The organism is Bacillus sp. L75, assembly GCF_003676355.1.
GTDB classification, from domain to species: Bacteria; Bacillota; Bacilli; order Bacillales; family Bacillaceae; genus Bacillus; species Bacillus velezensis.
In genome coordinates this window covers 4,952-24,232 of record NZ_ML064911.1, presented here as the reverse complement: position 1 = coordinate 24,232, position 19,281 = coordinate 4,952, and the positions used below count along the sequence as shown (strand labels likewise).

The following is a 19,281-nucleotide window of genomic DNA, read 5'->3' as shown; positions in this document are numbered from 1 at the left end:
AGTTAGAGAGTGATTAAACATGAGTTGGCTGAATAAATTTTTTGACTTATTTTTAGGTGAAAAAGAAGAAGAGCATGAACATGAACCAAACACGCATGCCCAAATCCCGAAACAGCAGATACCGGATCAGCCAGAAGGCAAATTCACGCGCATGGAAGATCCTAAAATATATTACGAATATCCGAAAGGGAATTTCCGCTTCCCCGTCGTTCCGGACGGCTATAAGCGAACGGAGCAAAACCAAAGACAGCGGGAAAGGCACGAACGCCGCCAGCCGTCCCGGGATTATGCCGCCGGGAAGGAGCAAACCGAGCGGAAACAGCATACACATAAAGAGCCTGAAACGGTGAAAAAGCCCTTTAAACCGTCATCCATTCCTTCACCGGTTTACGGCTTTCAATCTCAGCACAGCATAAAAAAAGCGCCTATATCCGAAAAGCGGCGTGAAGAGAACGTAACATTGCTGTCAGAGGAGCAATTTGTTCCGCTAAAAGCCGGTCAGGAAACAGAAAAAGAGCCCGTCTTCACAACATACGGCATAACAAAACAGACGAATGACCGGCCAGAACCGTTTGCGAAACAAGAAACGGAAGAAATCCCGGCCGTTAAAAAAGAGGAGCTTCACACCGAGGCTGAGAATGCAAAAGAGCAAGTGTTTGCAGCAGCAGAACCGCAGCAGACTGAAGAGCGGGAGCACACGGAAAGCGCGGAGTCTGCCGGCTTTACAGAAGAACAAGAGCATGAACAAACCCGCCCGCAGCCTATTAAAGAGCCTGAGTATGAAGCATCCCGAACGGCTGACAACACAGAGGAACAAGCTGCGCCGCAGGAGGAATATCAGGAGCCTGAGCCGGAAAAAGCACCGCCTTTTGAAACCGCGGAAGAACCGGTGTATACATACACAGAACCCGGATACGAAGAGGAAGTTCAGCCGCAGGCTGAAGACAAGCCCGAATCAGCTGAAACCGACGCGAAACAGGAAGCAGACTCTCAGCCTGAGTACAATGAAGTCACGCGGCATTCAGACCCCGAGCCTGAACCTGCAAGCATCGAGACGGCCGATGCCCCGTCCCGGCCTGCCGAAGAAAAAACGGAGCATCACGGACAGCCTCAGCCTGTGAAAAAAGCGGAGCGGCCGAAAGAGCGCAATGTTCCGTTTAACGTCATGATGCTTAAAAGCGATAAACACAAGCAGGCGAAGACGCCAGAGGGCGGAGCGAGCTATGTCTTTCCGAATCTGTCGCTTCTGGACGTACCGCCGGCGCAAAGACATGACGACCAATCGTGGATTGAAGAACAGCGCGAGCTTTTAAACGTTACACTGAAAAACTTTAATGTGCGCGCCCAAGTCGTTCATGTCACACAAGGCCCGTCCGTCACACGTTTTGAAGTGCATCCTGAGCCCGGAGTGAAAGTAAACAAAATTACAAACTTAGCAGATGATATTAAACTGAGCCTGTCTGCCAAGGATATTCGGATTGAGGCGCCGATCCCCGGTAAAAACACGATCGGCATTGAAGTTCCGAACCGCGTAAGCAAAGTCGTCGATTTAAGGCAGATGATCAGAAGCGCCGCTTTCAGGACGAATCCGTCTCCGCTTACAGCCGCGCTCGGTGTCGATATTTCCGGAAACCCGGTCGTCATTGATTTGAAAAAGATGCCGCACGGGTTGATAGCGGGTGCGACAGGATCGGGAAAAAGCGTCTGCATCAATACCATTTTGGTCAGTCTGCTTTATAAGGCGGATCCGAGTGATGTCAAAATGCTTCTGATTGATCCGAAAATGGTCGAGCTTGCGCCTTATAACCAAATTCCGCATTTGGTCAGCCCCGTCATCACGGACGCCAAAGCCGCGACCGCCGCGTTAAAATGGGTTGTGGAAGAGATGGAACGGCGATATGAACTGTTTGCCCATTCGGGTGTGAGAGATATCGGCCGCTTTAATGAATTAACCGCCGATCATAAGACAGGCGAAAAGCTTCCGTACCTCGTAGTGGTCATTGATGAGCTTGCTGATTTAATGATGGTCGCGCCGAACGATGTGGAAGAAAGCATTGCCAGAATCGCGCAGAAAGCGAGAGCCTGCGGCATTCATCTGCTTGTCGCGACACAGCGTCCGTCTGTCGATGTCATTACCGGAATGATCAAGGCAAACATACCGACGAGGATTGCATTCTCCGTCTCAAGCCAGGTAGATTCCAGAACGATCATCGACATGGCGGGAGCGGAAAAGCTGCTCGGAAAAGGCGACATGCTGTACTGGGAAAACGGTACCGGAAAACCGGTGCGCCTGCAGGGCAACTTTGTATCCGACAGAGAAATTGACCGCGTCGTCTCTCATGTCAGAAAGCAGCTGCCGCCTTCTTATTTGTTTGAACAGGAAGAACTGATCAGGCAGGGAACCGCCCTCAAGGAAGAAGACGAACTGTTTCCTGAGGCGTGCCAATTCGTCGTGGAGCAAAACAGCGCCAGCACCTCAAGCCTTCAAAGAAGGTTCAGAATCGGTTATAATCGCGCCGCGAGGCTGATTGACATGATGGAAGCCGAAGGCATGATCTCAGAAGCGAAGGGCAGCAAACCCCGTGAAGTGCTGATTACGGCCGCTGACATTGCTCAAGAATAAGAATATCGTTCATTTTTCTCACAAACATGGTATGATAGTGGATGGACCATCAAAACTGCATCACTGTCACGCGCTGAAATATCATGCGGCAGGTTTAATCAAAAAGAAAGTTACAGATACTGACGATAACGTAAAAATAAATGGAAGCGCCGCTGTGCGGGCTTTTCGCCCGCGGCGGTCGCAAAATGAAATGAGCGTCATATACTGGGGAACAGATAGACGTTTGTTGGAGGTACGATTATGACTGTTTATCATTTTGTTGGAATAAAAGGGACAGGTATGAGCCCGCTTGCTCAAATCCTGCATGATACAGGGTATCAGGTGCAGGGATCGGATATCGAGAAGCAGATTTTCACTCAGGCTGCCCTTGAAAAAAGAAATATCCCGATCTATCCGTTCAGCGCCGATAACATCAAACCCGGCTTAACGGTAATCGCCGGAAACGCATTCCCTGATTCTCATCCGGAAATCGCAAAGGCGCTCGCTGAAGGGATTCCTGTCATCAGATATCATAAATTTTTAGCTGAATATATGAAAAAATACACAAGTGTCGCGGTAACGGGCGCACACGGCAAGACGTCCACAACGGGCCTCTTGGCACACGTGATGCAGCAGGCGAAGCCGACTTCGTTTCTTATCGGGGACGGAACGGGCAGAGGAAATGAAAGCAGCGAATACTTTGTATTTGAAGCCTGCGAGTACCGCCGTCATTTCTTAAGCTATCAGCCTGATTATGCGATTATGACGAATATTGATTTTGACCACCCTGATTATTTCGCCAACATTGACGATGTGTTTGATGCTTTCCAAAACATGGCGCTTCAAGTCAACAAAGGCATCATTGCCTGCGGTGATGACGAGTACCTGCCGAAAATTCACGCCAATGTGCCTGTCGTTTATTACGGCACGGGAGAAGAAAATGATTTTCAAGCGAGAAACATCGTGAAAAATACGGAAGGCACGACATTTGACGTCTTTGTCCGCAATACGTTTTACGATACGTTCTACATCCCGGCATACGGGCATCACAATGTCCTCAATTCCTTAGCGGTTATTGCGCTCTGCCACTATGAAGAGATAGACGTGAACATGATTAAGCGCGGACTTGAATCATTCGGCGGCGTCAAACGCAGATTCAATGAAAAAGTGATCGGCAGCCAGGTACTGATCGACGACTACGCCCACCATCCGACTGAAATCAAAGTCACGATTGAGGCGGCGCGCCAAAAATATCCCGAACGTGAAATTATCGCGGTATTTCAGCCGCATACGTTTACACGGACGCAATCATTCCTTGATGAATTCGCAGAAAGTTTAAGCGCGGCCGATCGCGTGTATCTGTGTGACATTTTCGGCTCAGCCCGCGAGAACGTCGGCAAGCTCACGATCACGGATCTTCAGGAAAAAATCGATAACGCAGAACTCATTGAAGAAAATGACACATCCGTGTTAAAAGCGCATGAAGGCGCAGTGCTGATCTTCATGGGCGCCGGAGACATTCAAAAATATATGAGAGCCTATGAAAACGTCATAGCGTAACGAAAAAGCAGTGGGGCTCTCACTGCTTTTTTGCGCGTGCTGCAAAGGGATTTACCGAGAAACGGAGAAATAGTATACATACAGATCTTTCATATATGTTTATCATTTTAAGAATTGGGTATATACCACTATATCCTGCATTAAGGAGGTATTAGATGATCATCATTCTTTACTTAAGTGTCGCACTCATTGCCGTTGCATTTCTCATCCTCGTCATCTATCTGTCCAAAACATTAAAGTCCGTGCAGATGACTTTAACAAACGTTGCCTCGACTTTAGACGGCCTTGAAGGGCAGATGAAAGGTATTACCGCAGAGACAACCGAGCTGTTACATAAGACAAACCGTCTCGCGGAAGACATTCAGGAAAAATCAGAGAAATTAAATACGGTTGTCCATGCTGTCCAGGAAGTGGGAACTTCCGTCCAGCAGTTTAATACATCCATAAAGCAGGCAGCAGGTTCCGTTACGGCCTCTGTAAGAGAGAATCAGGATAAGATCAGTCAGGTTGTCACCTGGAGCCAGGCCGCTATGGAAATATGGGACAAGTGGAAGCAAAAGAAAAAAACATCGCTTTAATCATAAGAAAAATCCACTAAGGAGGAATCATAATGAGCAAAGATGGAATCAATAGTAAGGATTTTTTAATCGGAACGCTGATCGGGGGAATTATCGGCGCGACAACGGCGTTGTTTCTGGCGCCTAAATCAGGTAAGGAGCTGCGCGACGATCTCGGCAGTCAGGCTTCTGCGTTAAAGGATAAGACGGACAGAATGACGGCCGACGCGAAAGAAAAAGGCTCTCAATATGTCAGCATCGCCAAGGACAAAACATCTAATATCACCCAGCTGGTAGCTGATCAGTCAGGCCAGATTATGAATAAAGTGAAGGATTTAAAAGACCGTTCTAAGAGCACACTAACCGAGAAAGCCGAAGAGACGAGAAGCGAAATGCAGGACACGGCCCAAAGCATCAAGGCCGAAGCGGAAGACGCCGGGGAAAAAGCCGGTCAGGCAAATCGCTGATCTTCAATAAGGAGAGATAACCGACATGACAAAACAGCTGATATCGTCTGAAGAAGAGTTCAAAAATGCCGCTGAGAAAGAAAACACGCTCGTGTTTTTGAAACACAGCACAACCTGCCCGATCAGCCAAGCCGCGTTTCAGGAGTTTGACGCCTTTGCATCGGCGCATTCGGAAGTGCCTTCTTATTACCTGCAGGTGCAGGACAGCCGGCCGCTTTCAAACTATATCGCCGAGACATACGGCGTGAAACATGAAAGCCCGCAAGTATTCGTCATTGCAAACGGCGAAGTGAAATGGCACGCGTCTCATTCACAAATCACAAAAAACGCAATAGAGCAGCACCTTTCATAATTGCTGGCCGCCGGTTGATACCGGCGGTTTTTTTTTTTGAAAAAAACTATTGATCATTTCAGCCGGATCATGTAGGATATCAATATATACTGCTTCAACGCATAAAAGCTTAAAAGCGTTTTGGTGATAAAGCCGAATGTGAAAAAATTTATTATTTCATATTCCTATTTTCGCATAACTGTAGTAAGATGCATGTTAACCATTAAAATAAAACATAGCATAGAAGGGATGAAAAAGATGAGCAACAAGGAATTAGAGAGCCTAAGACAGCAGGCAGACGCACTAAACTTAGAAATCCTTAAATTAATCAATGAACGCGGAGCCGTTGTAAAAGAAATCGGTAAAGCAAAGGAAGCACAGGGTGTCAACCGATTTGACCCTGTCAGAGAGCGTACAATGCTTAACCGCATAATTGAAAGCAATGACGGCCCATTTGAAAACTCAACGATCCAGCATATTTTCAAAGAAATTTTCAAAGCCGGACTTGAACTTCAAGAAGAGGATCACAGCAAAGCGTTGCTCGTCTCCCGGAAGAAAAAAGCAGAAGATACGATCGTTGATATTAAAGGTGAAAAAATCGGTGACGGCGATCAGAGATTCATCGTCGGACCTTGTGCCGTCGAAAGCTATGAGCAGGTTGCCGAAGTCGCGGCCGCAGCGAAAAAACAAGGCATTAAAATCCTGCGCGGGGGCGCGTTTAAACCCCGCACAAGTCCGTATGATTTCCAAGGTCTCGGCGTAGAAGGCCTGCAAATTCTCAAACGCGTCGCTGATGAATATGACCTCGCAGTGATCAGTGAAATCGTAACGCCCGCCCACATTGAGCAAGCGATTGATTACATTGACGTCATTCAGATCGGCGCGCGGAACATGCAAAACTTTGAATTGCTGAAAGCCGCCGGTTCCGTTAAAAAGCCGGTATTGTTAAAACGCGGTCTTGCTGCAACAATTTCAGAGTTCATCAATGCAGCTGAATACATCATGTCACAAGGAAACGACCAGATCATACTTTGTGAGCGCGGAATCAGAACGTACGAAACGGCAACGAGAAACACACTCGACATTTCTGCCGTGCCGATTTTGAAACAGGAAACTCACTTGCCGGTGTTTGTTGACGTCACACACTCAACAGGCCGCCGCGATCTCCTGCTTCCGACAGCAAAAGCGGCGCTTGCGATCGGCGCTGACGGCGTGATGGCCGAAGTTCACCCTGATCCTTCCGTTGCCCTTTCAGACTCTGCGCAGCAGATGGATATACCTGAATTCGAGAAATGGCTGAACGAATTAAAGCCAATGCTGAAAGTAAAAGCATAATACAACGTTCCGCTCTTTAAAGGCCGCCACGCGCGGCTTTTTTTTCGTATCTTCATTTTATTTAATTATAAAATGAAAGTGAACGTTTTCATCACTGGGAAAAACGTGTATAATTTCATGAGAGATATTTAAATTTGATGAATAATGAAAAATAATGTACACTACTGACTTACGCTTACAATCATAAACGACAGAATGCGAAATCGTACGACATTTCTTTACATAAAGTGTTTATGCTATAGATAAGGATAAGTGTATCCAGTAAAAGGAGTGGTTTCAGTGAGCAACATTACGATATACGATGTGGCCAGAGAAGCAAATGTCAGTATGGCGACTGTTTCCCGCGTCGTGAACGGCAACCCGAATGTAAAACCGACGACCAGAAAAAAAGTATTGGAAGCCATTGATCGGCTCGGCTATCGCCCGAATGCGGTGGCAAGAGGGCTTGCAAGCAAAAAAACGACTACGGTCGGCGTCATCATCCCTGATATCTCAAGCATTTTCTACTCTGAACTTGCGCGTGGAATTGAAGATATCGCGACGATGTACAAATATAATATTATTTTAAGCAACTCGGACCAAAATCTTGAGAAAGAACTGCATCTGTTAAATACGATGCTTGGCAAACAAGTGGACGGTATCGTATTTATGGGCGGCAACATTACGGACGAGCATGTCGAAGAATTTAAGCGCTCTCCTGTGCCGATCGTCTTGGCGGCATCAGTGGAAGAACAGGGCGAGACGCCTTCTGTCGCCATTGATTATGAACAGGCGATTTATGATGCCGTTAAGCTTTTCATTGATAAAGGGCATCGCGATATTGCACTCGTCTCCGGACCGATGCAAGAGCCGATCAACCGTTCGAAAAAACTGCAAGGGTACAAACGGGCGCTTGAAGAAGCGGCGATTCCGTTTAACGAGCAATTCGTAGCGGAAGGCGATTACACCTATGATTCCGGTATGGAGGCGCTTCAAAGCTTGATGGGCCTTGACCGGAAACCGACGGCGATTCTTTCTGCGACGGATGAAATGGCCCTCGGCATTATCCATGCGGCCCAAGATCAAGGTCTTTCGATTCCTGATGATCTTGATATTATCGGTTTTGACAATACGAGATTGAGCCTGATGGTCCGCCCTCAGCTTTCAACAGTCGTGCAGCCTACGTACGATATCGGCGCCGTGGCGATGAGACTTTTGACAAAACTGATGAACAAAGAGCCGGTTGAAGAGCATATCGTCGAATTGCCTCACCGCATCGAATTAAGACAATCAACCAAGTCATAAAAAAACGGAAAAGCAAGCTTCACTCTGAGGGGTGGAATCTTGCTTTTTTACTTGAGTAAGGAGAAGATATGAAACGTTTTGATTATCTGACGCCCGTTGGCTTTATGTTAGGCTGTATTATTGTCGCAATCGGTATTCTGTCAGGGACGGGACTGGCGGGAATCAGTTCATTTTTAGATCTGACTTCTTTTTTAATCGTCACAGGCGGCCTTGCTGCGGCGATCTTTATCAGCTTTCCGCCGAGGGATTTAAAGAAAACCCCTTCTGTTCTGAAACAGGTATTCTCCCGTCAGGATGACAATGTGAAAGAGCTTGTCAGAGTATTTGTCAGCCTTTCGGAGCAGGCGCGCAGGCAGGGGCTGCTGTCTCTGGATGACCAGGCGCGTGAGATCAAGGATCCGTTTTTTAAAAAAGGGCTTTTGCTTGCGATTGACGGCTGGGACGAGGAAACGATCCGGCTGGTGATGGATTCTGAGATCGCCGCGATGGAAGAAAGACACAGAAAAGGAAGACGCGTTTTTGAAAAAGCCGGTGATTTCGCACCCGCCTGGGGAATGATCGGGACGCTCGTCGGACTCGTTCTCATGCTCAAAAACTTAAATGACCCGCATACCCTCGGACCGAACATGGCTGTTGCGCTATTGACGACGCTGTACGGAGCGCTGCTTGCCAACTTGGTGTTTATCCCAATCGCGGCAAAGCTTGAAGAAAAAACGGAAAGTGAAATTTTCATCAAACAGGTCATGATCGAAGGGGTTGTCGGCATCCAATCGGGCAAAAATCCCCGCAACCTCGAAAGTCAGCTCGTCGTCTTCAGCTCAAGAGAAGACTGGCGTAAAGGACAGCCTGCGAACAAGAAAAAGGGCGCTGTCCATGAAGCTTAGAAAAGAGCGTTTTGAAAGAAGAAACAAACCGGAACATTCCGGCGGTTCACCGAGATGGATGGTGACGTTCGCTGACTTGATCACGCTCATTCTCGTGTTCTTTATATTGCTTTTTTCGATGTCGCAAATAGACGCGGAAAAATTTCAATCTGCCGTTTCATCGATTCATACAAACGGCAGCGGGGGTGAACCGGCGTCATCAGACAAAGCAAACGAAAATAAAGAACAGGATTTGCTGTTACAAAACGTGAAGACATACATAAAAGCGCATCATTTGAGTTCGAAATTGACGGCGAAGCGCGATGAGCGCGGAGTGGTTCTGGTGCTGCAGGAGGCCGTTCTGTTTCAGACGGGAAAAGCGGATGTGCTGAAAAACGCCGAGCCGGTTCTGCATCAGATCGCGGTGCTTTTAAAAACAATTCCGAATGACATACAGGTAGAAGGCCATACGGACAGCCGCCGGATTTCCACCTATCAATTTCCGTCAAATTGGGAGCTGTCGTCTGCAAGAGCGGCGAGTGTGATCCGGTATTTTACCGCGAATGAAGACTTTTCCGCCAAACGGTTTATCTCTGCCGGGTATGCGGATACGAAACCTGTGAAGGACAACAAAAGTCCCGGACATATGAAAGAAAACCGCCGTGTAGAAATTGTGATCAAAAAAACGACCTCCTCATAAGGTCGTTTTTTATTTAGTCTTATACCGCTGCTCAGACCGGATGGCAAAAAGTGCTTTTTCCACGGTTTGGGCATTTTTTTCTGAAATTTCTTCTTTGCGGGGAATCGGAGGATATAATTGTTCAGGATCACTCCAAAAAGCGGGCAACGTGCAGGGGGAGTGCTTCTGCCATTTATCAATCCATTTCTGCGGTATGCGCTCCCCGGGATCAATCCCTTTCATCTCAAGCCAAATGCGGCTCCATGCTCTCGGGACGACTCTCCAAATATCGTATCCTCCGCCGCCGACCGCGATCCATCTGCCGCTGCAATATTGATGGGCTAATGAATGAGCGAGCCGCGGGATCTCCTGATAAATGGAGATTGTATTGGACAGGTGTGTCAATGGGTCGTAATAATGGGCGTCCGCACCGTTTTGGGTAAGAATCACATCCGGCTTGAAAAAAGCCGCGATTTCTGAGGCGGCCGTATTGTAAGCGTGAAGAAAGGAATCGTCCTCTGTGAAAGCGTCCAGCGGAATGTTAAAAGAATAGCCGTAGCCTTGCCCGCTTCCTTTTTCCAGTACCTGTCCCGTCCCGGGAAATAAATAACGCCCGGTCTCGTGAAAAGAAACAGTGCAGACATCAGACCTGTCGTAAAACGTAAATTGAACGCCGTCGCCGTGATGAGCGTCTGTATCAATGTATAACACTTTTGCCCCGTAGTTCTTCTGGATGTATTGGATGGCCACGGCGCTGTCATTATAGATACAAAAGCCTGAGGCCCTGCCGCGGAAGCCGTGGTGAAGGCCGCCTCCTAAATTGCAGGCGTGCCTTGCTTGTCCCGTCATGACATAATCAGCCGCCGTTAAGGTGCCGCCCACCAGAAGTGACGCGGCTTCATGCATGCCGGCAAAAACGGGGGTGTCTTCCGTTCCGAGACCGTAGCTTTCTCCTTCTGCGGCAGGGAGCCGGCCCGCACCCGCTAGTTCCACCGCCTGTATATAATCCTCCGTATGAACGAGAGCCAGCTCTTCTTTAGCGGCCGCGCGCGGTGTGACGATATCTCCTTCGTCAAACGCATCCGCCGCCTGAAGCAGATCGTATGTTAAAAGCACACGACGCTGATTGAACGGATGTTCCTGATGAAATTGATACGTCTGATAAGAAGGCGAGTAAACAAAAACGCTGTCTCTCATGGCTGATCCCTCAAATGTTTCGGCCATAAGACATTGTATCCGGCTTCTTGAACGGCACGGATAAAAGGGAGCGGATTCATCGTCTTCACCCGGAAGACGAGAATGTTCGACCCGGCGGACTCATGGGGATAGACGAGCACACTCAGGATTTGCAGCTGAAGATCACGGCACATGCAGCTGAGATCAGCAAGGCTTTTTGTCATATCCGTCACCAGGATTTCCACCTGTGATCCCGGCTGGGCCGCGCCTGTCAGGCTGACGAAAGTCCGGAGCACGTCGGTTTTCGTTAAAATGCCCGTCAGCTTATGGTTTACCGTAATCGGCAGACAGCCGATGCCGTGCTCATAAAAGGAAGCGGATATTTCTTCCACAAAGTCAAGCGGATGGGCGCAGATGACATTGCGCTTCATAATGGTCTCCACTTTGTTTGTCAGAAACGCGCCGCGTTCCTTTTGTTCAAAGCTGCCGGGGCCGGCCTGTTTAATGTCTCTGTCTGTGACAATACCGATGACGTGCAGCTCGTCGTCGATGACAGGGAGATGGCGGATATGATATATCTTCATTTTACGGACGGCTGTTTCAATGGAGTCGTGTTTTGAGACGGTGATGACGTCCCGTTTCATGATTTGTTCTGCAATCATCTTTTTATCCCCTTTGTATGTCAGTCAATACATAAATCGCTGATAAAAACGAAGCCTGTCGAACTGTTCAATTGACTCCTGACTGACGTGCCTGCCGATGCGGGCCATCAGACAATTGGCCGGATGAGAGCTGATTTCCGGTTCATCCGTTGCGAACCAGACAAGACCCCCGGCATTCATCATCTTTTCCATGATCTTTCTGTATTCCCACACATCTTTTTTCATTCCTTTTAAATCCCAATGCCAGTAATATTCCGTCGTCATGATGATGTACCGTTCCATCTGTTCATCCATCATGCTGACTGTCAGCAAAGTTTTTCCGACAGAACAGCCCCTGTAGCCGGGAGCGACCTCGATCGCCCCGAGTTCAAGGAGGTCTTCCATATTTCCGTCAGACCATCGTTCAAGCGGATCAGGATATAAATACGTCACATAGCCGATAATCGTCTGTCCGTCCCTGGCAATAATGATCCGACCTTCAGGAAGCCCGGCGATCTCGATTAACGCTTTGTGCTGTTCATGAGGAAGGCGAAAGGCTGTCAGGCCTTCATGAAACTCATACTGTGCTAGATCCCCTGGAGGAACGGGCCCTTCTACTAAAAGAGGGCCGGCTGCTGTCTGAATTGATGAAGAATGGTACGTTTTATGATGTTTCACTGATTCACCGCCTGTCGGTTCTTAATAAAAACACATCTCTTTTAAGCATAACAAAATATAAAGCGTTTTCAATAGTGTTGTAATTTATATTTTAAAAATTGAGAAAACTGTGAACATCTACTATAATTAGTCTATAGATAAGCAAAGGGGGATGTTGCATGAATTTGAAAGCGTTGCCGGCGGAAAAGGGGAATTATCATCTGCGAAATTATGAGGAAACGTACCGCAGCTTCGATTGGAAAGAGGTCGAAGCGGCATTTTCCTGGCATCAGACGGGGAAGCTGAATGCGGCGTACGAAGCGATTGACCGTCATGCCGAATCATTTCGAAAAAACAAAGTAGCGCTATATTACAAGGACGCAAACCGGGATGAAAAATACACATTTAAAGAAATGATGGAGGAATCGAACCGGGCGGGAAATGTACTGAGACGGTATGGAAACGTGGAAAAAGGGGACCGCGTTTTTATTTTCATGCCGCGTTCGCCGGAGCTTTACTTTATCATGCTCGGCGCAATTAAAATCGGTGCGATCGCCGGTCCTTTATTTGAAGCGTTTATGGAAGGCGCCGTCAAAGACCGCCTCTTGAACAGCCAGGCAAAGGTTGTCGTGACAACACCTGAACTGGCCGAACGGATTCCGGCGGACAGCCTGCCCGACCTCGAGCATATTTTCATTGTCGGCGGCAGCAAAGAAGCGGGAGATAAAATCATTCATTATGATAAAGCGGCTGAGGGAGAAAGCACGAGACTTGATATCGAATGGATGGACAGAAGAGACGGCTACCTGCTTCACTACACATCAGGATCTACCGGAACGCCTAAAGGTGTGCTCCACGTTCATGAAGCCATGATTCAGCAATACCAGACCGGCAAGTGGGTGCTTGATCTTAAAGAAGACGATATTTACTGGTGCACTGCGGACCCGGGCTGGGTGACCGGGACGGTGTACGGGATATTTGCGCCGTGGCTGAACGGAGCGGCGAATGTGATCATCGGCGGCAGGTTCAGTCCGGAAAACTGGTACGGCACGATCGAGAAGCTCGGTGTCAGCGTCTGGTACAGCGCTCCGACGGCTTTCAGAATGCTTATGGGCGCCGGAGATGAAATGGCATCCAAATTTGACCTTACTTCACTTCGTCACGTCCTGAGTGTCGGAGAACCTTTGAACCCCGAGGTCATCAAGTGGGGACATAAAGTATTCGGCAAGCGCATCCACGACACGTGGTGGATGACAGAAACGGGCGGACAGCTCATTTGCAATTATCCTTGCATGGAGATCAAGCCGGGTTCAATGGGGAAACCGATTCCGGGAGTGGAAGCGGCGATCGTTGACAATCAGGGAAATGAGCTTCCGCCGTACCGAATGGGAAATCTCGCCATTAAAAAGGGCTGGCCGTCGATGATGGATTCCATTTGGAACAATAAAGAGAAATATGATTCTTATTTCATGCCGGGCGGCTGGTATGTTTCCGGAGATTCTGCTTATATGGATGAAGACGGTTATTTCTGGTTCCAAGGCAGAGTCGATGATGTCATCATGACATCCGGCGAGCGCGTCGGCCCGTTTGAAGTCGAAAGCAAACTTGTTGAACATCCGGCGATTGCCGAAGCCGGCGTCATCGGAAAGCCGGACCCTGTCCGGGGAGAAATTATTAAAGCGTTTATCGCGCTCAGAGAAGGGCATGAGCCATCCGATCAGCTGAAGGAGGACATTCGCCTCTTTGTAAAACAGGGGCTTGCCGCGCATGCCGCACCGCGGGAAATTGAATTCAAAGATAAACTTCCGAAAACACGGAGCGGAAAAATCATGAGACGTGTGCTGAAGGCGTGGGAGCTGAACCTGCCGGCAGGCGACCTGTCCACAATGGAAGATTAAAGACGGCGTTGACATCGTATCTTATTTATGTTAAAAATGAGTAAGCTTCATACGAAAAGGTTTTGATTGAGACAAGTAGGATATCTGATTGTTCAAGAGAGCTGATGGCCGGTGAAAATCAGCACATAAGATATGCCGAATACACTCATGAACCGCTTTTGCGAACAAAGCTATTCCAAGGCTTTCAGTAGTGAAAGAACGGACACGGTCCGTTATCAAAAAGAGTGATAAAAGCTTTTTTATGCTTTTATTAGTAGGGTGGTACCGCGATTATATCGTCCCTTCGTTTTAAACGAAGGGGCGTTTTTTATTTTCATAAACAAAGGAGCAGACAAAATGACTAACTTATTAGAGGATTTATCATTCCGCGGCTTAATCCAGCAAATGACGGATGAAGAAGGACTGAATAAACAGCTGAACGAAGAAAAAATCCGTTTATACTCAGGGTTTGACCCGACGGCTGACAGCCTGCACATCGGACACCTTCTGCCGATATTGACACTGCGCCGTTTCCAGCTTGCAGGCCACCATCCGATTGCGCTTGTAGGCGGCGCGACGGGACTGATCGGCGATCCGAGCGGCAAAAAAGCGGAACGTACGTTAAATACTCAGGATATCGTTGTCGAATGGTCGCAAAAAATTAAAAATCAGCTTTCCCGATTTTTAGATTTCGAGGCCGGAGAAAACCCCGCTGTCATAGCGAACAACTTTGACTGGATCGGAAAGCTGAGCATTATTGAATTTCTCCGTGACGTCGGAAAGAACTTCGGAATTAACTACATGCTTGCGAAAGATACTGTAAGCTCAAGAATTGAAACCGGAATTTCTTACACGGAATTCAGCTACATGATCCTGCAATCCTACGATTTTCTGAATCTGTACAGAGAAAAGAACTGCAAACTCCAAATCGGAGGCAGTGACCAGTGGGGCAACATCACGGCCGGTCTTGAACTGATCAGAAAATCAGAAGAAGAAGGGGCGAAAGCTTTCGGTCTTACCATTCCGCTCGTCACAAAAGCTGACGGCACGAAATTCGGCAAAACGGAAGGCGGCGCCATTTGGCTTGATAAAGAAAAAACATCGCCGTACGAATTCTACCAGTTCTGGATCAATACAGATGACCGCGACGTCGTCAAATACTTAAAATACTTTACTTTCTTATCAAAAGAGGAAATTGAAGGTTATGCTGAAAAAACGGAGACGGCTCCTGAGAAAAGAGAAGCGCAGAAACGTCTCGCTGAAGAGGTGACTGTTCTTGTACACGGCCGCGAAGCGCTTGAGCAGGCCGTTCATATCTCCCAGGCGCTGTTCAGCGGCAATATTAAAGAGCTTTCCGCTCAAGACGTCAAGGTAGGATTTAAAGATGTACCTTCGTTTGAAAAAGACCGCTCTGAAGAACTGTCTTTAGTAGACGTGCTTGTGGAATCTAAATTGTCGCCTTCAAAACGGCAGGCCCGCGAAGACATTCAAAACGGAGCTGTTTACATTAACGGCGAGCGCCAGACGGACATCGGGCATCTTCTGACTGCGGAAGACCGCATTGAAGATCAATTTACCGTACTGCGCCGCGGAAAGAAAAAATACTTCCTGATCACGTACTGAAAATAAAAAGCAGTCCGGCCGCTCAATGCGGCAGGCTGCTTTTTTATGTTTTGTGAATACTGCACGGGGAAATGAGTACAGTACATAGTATAAGCAAAACAGGGAAGGGGTGCTGCGCCGTGAATTTCATGTTTACCATCGCAAAAGAAAGATTGCAGCGGGATCATTGGGAACAGCAGCAAAGCATAAACGCCGAAGCCAAAGCCGAGGAATCAGAGACGGAAGAAGAAAATCCGACATCATAAAGGGAAAGCCCCCATTCTGCGGAATGGAGGCTTTTGATTGTCACCATATCAGCCTGACGGCGGCCATCAGCACGACTCCTGTGATGACCGTGATGGATAAGCTTTTTGTCCGTATCGCGCAAAGCAATGTCGGGATGAGAACGATCATTGCTTTCCAATCAAAGGTCAAAGTGCTGTTTGTTTTCACAATCATGCTTTCCGTTACCAGAGCCGTCAAAATACAAAGCGGAATAAAGGAGAGCCATTTTAAAGCCAACTCAGGCATCTGAATGTTCCGGACAAATATAAACGGAACAATGCGCGGCACAAGTGTAACAATCATGCAGCCGAGTATAATCCAGATCATTTGTGTGCTGATGCTCATTTGTCCGTCACCACCCCGATCGTTGCCACAATCACGGTTGAGACGATGACCGCGATGTGTGACGGGACGAAATACGATAACAAGACCATAAAAATGATCATATAGAGTATTAAGGATAGGTTGTGCTTCAGCTTTTCCGAAGTGGACGATTGCAATTGCAGCACAAGCAGCGCCGCAAACATAGCGGGCAAAGCAAAGTCCAGGCCGAGCGCGTAAGGATCAGATATCCATTGTCCGAGAAGCCCGCCCATCACGCAGGAAATAACCCAGCACATGTAAGCGGTTATATTGAGGCCGTTCATCCACTTATCGTATAACCTGCCGTTCTGAGCCGCTTTGTTCACCGCTACCCCGAAAGATTCGTCAGTAAGCAAAGCCCCGAAGCCGATATTTTTCGCCAAAGAGTATTTCGTGAAATACGGCGCGATGGTCAGGCTCAGCAGAAGGTGCCGCAGATTGACGATAAACGTCGTTAAAATAATGGCGGAAATCGGACTCCCGGAAACAAGGAGCGAGCAAATAATAAATTGGGCGGCGCCGGCATAGACACACAAAGATAACAAACAAATTTCAAGAATGCTTAGATGAGAGGCAACGCCAACGATGCCGAAAGCAAAACCGATGCTCATATAGCCCAGCAGCGTAGGCACACAATCCCGCACCCCCTGTAAAAACGTATCGTTCATTTCCCGGGAAACGGCGGTTTTTTGCACTTCTGTGTTAATCATTTTTTATACTCCTTTCATAGAGATTATAATGATAACGACTAATGAAAAAATCAAAGAAAATACGGTTCACATTTATATGAACCGATTTCCGGTGACGACATGAAATAACGAATGGTTTTGTTTCATCAGGCCTTCAACTTTCTCAGCCCCGACTTCTTTCACAAGCTCCGCGAACATCAGATCGTGCCTCATATATTCCATGGCCACGAGAACGAGAGCGGGATCTTCTGATTTAATGGCCCAGGCATTCGTCTGCGGAGAAAAATTGGCGATTAAGACTTCTTTATTATCGCGGGCAGCTATCGTTAATCTTCCGCCCATCCGTTTCTCCGCCACTTCAGGTGACATATTATGATTTGTCGTATTTCCGAGCTTCACTTCCGGAGGGCCGAACACAATCGAAAAGACGGGCAATTGTTCGGCGGCGCGTTTGTTAGCAGCTTCTTGAATAAAGGGAATCTGCTGTTCCCAGACAGACAGCCACAACTCTTCCTCGGCTTTTTCAATCATATCCTTCATCTCATTGATGACATGATCATTCGTGCTGATGCGGCGGATGACATTCATCTCCTGCTCGCTTTCCAGTGCCAATAACTTTTCCTCAAGGTAGCCGAATGAGCTCTCGAAATCGTGCCGGAGCCGGTCGATTAATTCCTTTCCGGCAAGCGGAGCATATGTAACCGGATCAGACGGCACAATATGGACAGCGCCTTTATCAACTAATTTCCCCAATACTTCATAGATCATTGAGCGGGGGACGCCTGACCTTTTGCTGATTTCATATCCGGTAACAGGCGAGTGTTTCAACAAGCCGATATATGCTTTACATTCATATTGAGAAAATCCAAACTTCTGTAATTCTTTCAGAACATCCTCCATAAACATCCTCCGTAGTGGTTATTCATGAAACTACTATAATGTAAGCGGTTATATCTTGTCAATGGGACTTGAGTGCTGAAAGAAAGGTGCGCCTGTTTTGTCGCTTTCCAACTTAGTTTATGGTGAGTTACATGTATGGCTTTTGTGAAAAACGTTGCCGTAGACCCACACGAATGCCGTTTGATACGATAAATTCAAGAAGTTAAAAAGAGGAGGATCACGGTGGAAAACACCTCTAAAATCGCTTTTTTATCGGTTATAAGCAATTCCCTGGTCGTCATGCTCAAAATAGTGGTGGGGATCATAACCGGATCTGTCGCGATACTTTCTGAAGCCATTCATTCTTTTTTAGATTTGATCGCCGCCTTCATTGCCTTTATCTCCGTCAGGATTTCAAAAAAGCCGGCTGATACAGGGCATCCGTACGGTCATGGAAAAGTCGAGAATCTGTCGGGGACTATCGAGACGATTCTGATTTTTGCGGCAGGGATTTGGATGATATATGAATGCGTTCAAAAACTGGTGAACCCGGCGCCGGTTCATCTGCCTGTATTGGGAATTGTTGTGATGCTTGCGGGGGCTCTCATTAATTTGATCGTTTCGAAGTTCGTAAAAAGAGAAGCCGAAAAGGTTAATTCCGTGGCAATGAAATCAAATGCCCTGCATTTACTGACTGACGTGTACACATCATTAGGCGTAGCGGCAAGCCTTTTGGTCGTTACCGTAACGGAGTGGTACATACTTGATCCCATTATAGGTATGGTGCTGGCGGTGTATATCATATATGAAGCGTTTAAGTTAATGAAAGAAGCATTCCCGCCGCTGATTGATACCCGTTTGTCGGAAGAGGAAGAAAAAACAATTTTAAAGATTATTGAAACATTTCAACAGGAATTTATTGAAATTCACGATTTTCGTACAAGACGCTCCGGCCCGCAGGAGTATATTGATTTTCATCTGGTCGTAGCCTCTCACGTGACGATTAAAGACGTGCATGACCTGTGTGACCGCATTGAAAGAGATATTACGAATGAATTCAAACAAGCACAGGTAATGATTCACCCCGAGCCGGAGAGCGAGAGGAAGAAATAAATCGATCTTAAGTTTGCGTTTGTTCCCGGCAAAATGCCTGCAAAAGGCCCGTTCCCACGGGTCTTTTTGTTGTATAAATGACTATTTCTCGCTCATATGAGAGATAAGCTTATACACGTGAGGGGTTCATTTCATACGTTATGTTGTAAAGAAAAAGGGAGGTGAACAGAATTGAACGCTATTTCTGTTAAAGAAATTGAACATGGAGTTGCCGTTGCGGAAAGAGAAGGTTTAGGGGAGTATTTATACCAAGAACCGGTTTCTAAAAAATGTTCGCGCCGTTCCCGCAGCAGAAAACGGACACACCGTTCTCGCAGCAGA

20 protein-coding genes and 1 other annotated feature are annotated in these 19,281 nt (G+C 47.4%); of the genes, 14 read left to right on the top strand and 6 right to left on the bottom strand.

From position 1 onward, the window contains the following. Positions 1 to 19 precede the first annotated feature (19 nt). The 9 genes from D5S11_RS15675 to motS all read left to right on the top strand — a co-directional run bounded on the left by D5S11_RS15675 (position 20) and on the right by motS (position 9,699). Positions 20 to 2,623 (top strand): DNA translocase FtsK, encoded by a 2,604-nt coding sequence (locus tag D5S11_RS15675; RefSeq protein WP_108724777.1) that lies wholly within the window; start codon positions 20 to 22, stop codon positions 2,621 to 2,623. Between the two features lie 240 nt (positions 2,624 to 2,863). Next, complete coding sequence (gene murC / locus D5S11_RS15670; RefSeq protein WP_032871677.1) at positions 2,864 to 4,162, top strand: UDP-N-acetylmuramate--L-alanine ligase; 1,299 nt, start codon at positions 2,864 to 2,866, stop codon at positions 4,160 to 4,162. A gap of 155 nt (positions 4,163 to 4,317) precedes the next feature. Next, positions 4,318 to 4,740 (top strand): DUF948 domain-containing protein, encoded by a 423-nt coding sequence (locus D5S11_RS15665; protein ID WP_007408777.1) that lies wholly within the window; start codon positions 4,318 to 4,320, stop codon positions 4,738 to 4,740. 32 nt (positions 4,741 to 4,772) lie between these two features. Next, the gene (locus D5S11_RS15660) at positions 4,773 to 5,186 is read left to right on the top strand and encodes a YtxH domain-containing protein (protein WP_003152380.1); all 414 of its coding nucleotides are present in this window, start codon (positions 4,773 to 4,775) and stop codon (positions 5,184 to 5,186) included. A 25-nt stretch (positions 5,187 to 5,211) separates the two neighbouring features. Beyond that, a complete protein-coding gene (gene ytxJ / locus D5S11_RS15655; protein WP_007408776.1) occupies positions 5,212 to 5,538 on the top strand; it encodes a bacillithiol system redox-active protein YtxJ in 327 nt (108 codons plus the stop codon). Between the two features lie 237 nt (positions 5,539 to 5,775). Further along, positions 5,776 to 6,852, top strand: coding sequence for a bifunctional 3-deoxy-7-phosphoheptulonate synthase/chorismate mutase (locus tag D5S11_RS15650; protein ID WP_003152383.1), 1,077 nt, complete (start codon positions 5,776 to 5,778; stop codon positions 6,850 to 6,852). Between the two features lie 279 nt (positions 6,853 to 7,131). After that, positions 7,132 to 8,136 carry a catabolite control protein A gene (gene ccpA, locus D5S11_RS15645; RefSeq protein ID WP_032871678.1) on the top strand — a complete coding sequence of 335 codons (1,005 nt, stop codon included), beginning with the start codon at positions 7,132 to 7,134 and terminating at the stop codon, positions 8,134 to 8,136. Positions 8,137 to 8,204: 68 nt separating this feature from the next. Further along, entirely contained in the window at positions 8,205 to 9,020 is an 816-nt protein-coding gene (gene motP, locus D5S11_RS15640; protein ID WP_038464183.1) for a flagellar motor protein MotP, read from the top strand. Next, positions 9,010 to 9,699, top strand: a complete 690-nt coding sequence (gene motS, locus D5S11_RS15635; RefSeq protein WP_003152387.1) for a flagellar motor protein MotS — start codon at positions 9,010 to 9,012, stop codon at positions 9,697 to 9,699. The genes motP and motS overlap by 11 nt, the downstream gene beginning before the upstream one ends. A 9-nt stretch (positions 9,700 to 9,708) precedes the next feature. Here the strand turns inward: motS and D5S11_RS15630 are convergent, their stop codons facing one another. From D5S11_RS15630 to D5S11_RS15620, 3 genes are read right to left on the bottom strand one after another with little or no spacing between them, the layout of a single operon-like run. Beyond that, positions 9,709 to 10,875, bottom strand: a complete 1,167-nt coding sequence (locus D5S11_RS15630) for an acetoin utilization protein AcuC (protein ID WP_007408773.1) — start codon at positions 10,873 to 10,875, stop codon at positions 9,709 to 9,711. Further along, positions 10,872 to 11,516 (bottom strand): acetoin utilization AcuB family protein, encoded by a 645-nt coding sequence (locus D5S11_RS15625; protein WP_007408772.1) that lies wholly within the window; start codon positions 11,514 to 11,516, stop codon positions 10,872 to 10,874. The genes D5S11_RS15630 and D5S11_RS15625 overlap by 4 nt, the downstream gene beginning before the upstream one ends. Positions 11,517 to 11,540: 24 nt before the next feature. Further along, positions 11,541 to 12,173 (bottom strand): GNAT family N-acetyltransferase, encoded by a 633-nt coding sequence (locus D5S11_RS15620; RefSeq protein ID WP_007408771.1) that lies wholly within the window; start codon positions 12,171 to 12,173, stop codon positions 11,541 to 11,543. Positions 12,174 to 12,331: 158 nt separating this feature from the next. On the opposite strand from D5S11_RS15620, the gene acsA reads away from it, so the two are divergent. The 3 genes from acsA to sr7p all read left to right on the top strand — a co-directional run bounded on the left by acsA (position 12,332) and on the right by sr7p (position 15,897). Continuing rightward, positions 12,332 to 14,050 (top strand): acetate--CoA ligase, encoded by a 1,719-nt coding sequence (gene acsA, locus D5S11_RS15615; RefSeq protein WP_061581294.1) that lies wholly within the window; start codon positions 12,332 to 12,334, stop codon positions 14,048 to 14,050. 53 nt (positions 14,051 to 14,103) lie between these two features. Further along, positions 14,104 to 14,336, top strand: a binding site (T-box leader). 50 nt (positions 14,337 to 14,386) lie between these two features. Next, the gene (gene tyrS, locus D5S11_RS15605) at positions 14,387 to 15,652 is read left to right on the top strand and encodes a tyrosine--tRNA ligase (RefSeq protein WP_015240395.1); all 1,266 of its coding nucleotides are present in this window, start codon (positions 14,387 to 14,389) and stop codon (positions 15,650 to 15,652) included. A gap of 119 nt (positions 15,653 to 15,771) precedes the next feature. Further along, positions 15,772 to 15,897, top strand: a complete 126-nt coding sequence (gene sr7p / locus D5S11_RS20370; RefSeq protein WP_007408768.1) for a small protein SR7P — start codon at positions 15,772 to 15,774, stop codon at positions 15,895 to 15,897. A gap of 40 nt (positions 15,898 to 15,937) precedes the next feature. Here sr7p and D5S11_RS15600 read toward each other — a convergent pair whose 3' ends face one another. From D5S11_RS15600 to D5S11_RS15590, 3 genes are all read right to left on the bottom strand, one after another. Beyond that, positions 15,938 to 16,261 carry an AzlD domain-containing protein gene (locus D5S11_RS15600; RefSeq protein WP_108724778.1) on the bottom strand — a complete coding sequence of 108 codons (324 nt, stop codon included), beginning with the start codon at positions 16,259 to 16,261 and terminating at the stop codon, positions 15,938 to 15,940. Then, positions 16,258 to 16,989: an AzlC family ABC transporter permease gene (locus D5S11_RS15595; protein WP_108724779.1), complete on the bottom strand. Its 732-nt coding sequence runs from the start codon at positions 16,987 to 16,989 to the stop codon at positions 16,258 to 16,260. The genes D5S11_RS15600 and D5S11_RS15595 overlap by 4 nt, the downstream gene beginning before the upstream one ends. Positions 16,990 to 17,061: 72 nt before the next feature. Then, positions 17,062 to 17,868, bottom strand: coding sequence for a TrmB family transcriptional regulator (locus D5S11_RS15590; protein ID WP_007408765.1), 807 nt, complete (start codon positions 17,866 to 17,868; stop codon positions 17,062 to 17,064). Between the two features lie 222 nt (positions 17,869 to 18,090). Here D5S11_RS15590 and D5S11_RS15585 point away from each other — a divergent pair, with 222 nt between their 5' ends. Together D5S11_RS15585 and D5S11_RS20500 are read left to right on the top strand one after the other, a co-directional pair. Next, positions 18,091 to 18,960, top strand: a complete 870-nt coding sequence (locus D5S11_RS15585; protein WP_014418648.1) for a cation diffusion facilitator family transporter — start codon at positions 18,091 to 18,093, stop codon at positions 18,958 to 18,960. A 171-nt stretch (positions 18,961 to 19,131) separates the two neighbouring features. Beyond that, positions 19,132 to 19,281: CotG/ExsB N-terminal domain-containing protein (locus tag D5S11_RS20500; protein ID WP_374707824.1), on the top strand; the 150-nt coding region annotated here is incomplete at its 3' end.

Excerpts from the sequence above, each read along its gene's own strand:
- D5S11_RS15675 (WP_108724777.1), top strand. The coding sequence starts at position 20 with ATGAGTTGGCTGAATAAATTTTTTGACTTATTTTTAGGTGAAAAAGAA.
- murC (WP_032871677.1), top strand. The coding sequence starts at position 2,864 with ATGACTGTTTATCATTTTGTTGGAATAAAAGGGACAGGTATGAGCCCG.
- D5S11_RS15665 (WP_007408777.1), top strand. The coding sequence starts at position 4,318 with ATGATCATCATTCTTTACTTAAGTGTCGCACTCATTGCCGTTGCATTT.
- D5S11_RS15660 (WP_003152380.1), top strand. The coding sequence starts at position 4,773 with ATGAGCAAAGATGGAATCAATAGTAAGGATTTTTTAATCGGAACGCTG.
- ytxJ (WP_007408776.1), top strand. The coding sequence starts at position 5,212 with ATGACAAAACAGCTGATATCGTCTGAAGAAGAGTTCAAAAATGCCGCT.
- D5S11_RS15650 (WP_003152383.1), top strand. The coding sequence starts at position 5,776 with ATGAGCAACAAGGAATTAGAGAGCCTAAGACAGCAGGCAGACGCACTA.
- motP (WP_038464183.1), top strand. The coding sequence starts at position 8,205 with ATGAAACGTTTTGATTATCTGACGCCCGTTGGCTTTATGTTAGGCTGT.
- motS (WP_003152387.1), top strand. The coding sequence starts at position 9,010 with ATGAAGCTTAGAAAAGAGCGTTTTGAAAGAAGAAACAAACCGGAACAT.
- D5S11_RS15630 (WP_007408773.1), bottom strand. The coding sequence starts at position 10,875 with ATGAGAGACAGCGTTTTTGTTTACTCGCCTTCTTATCAGACGTATCAA.
- D5S11_RS15625 (WP_007408772.1), bottom strand. The coding sequence starts at position 11,516 with ATGATTGCAGAACAAATCATGAAACGGGACGTCATCACCGTCTCAAAA.
- acsA (WP_061581294.1), top strand. The coding sequence starts at position 12,332 with ATGAATTTGAAAGCGTTGCCGGCGGAAAAGGGGAATTATCATCTGCGA.
- tyrS (WP_015240395.1), top strand. The coding sequence starts at position 14,387 with ATGACTAACTTATTAGAGGATTTATCATTCCGCGGCTTAATCCAGCAA.
- D5S11_RS15600 (WP_108724778.1), bottom strand. The coding sequence starts at position 16,261 with ATGAGCATCAGCACACAAATGATCTGGATTATACTCGGCTGCATGATT.
- D5S11_RS15595 (WP_108724779.1), bottom strand. The coding sequence starts at position 16,989 with ATGATTAACACAGAAGTGCAAAAAACCGCCGTTTCCCGGGAAATGAAC.
- D5S11_RS15590 (WP_007408765.1), bottom strand. The coding sequence starts at position 17,868 with ATGGAGGATGTTCTGAAAGAATTACAGAAGTTTGGATTTTCTCAATAT.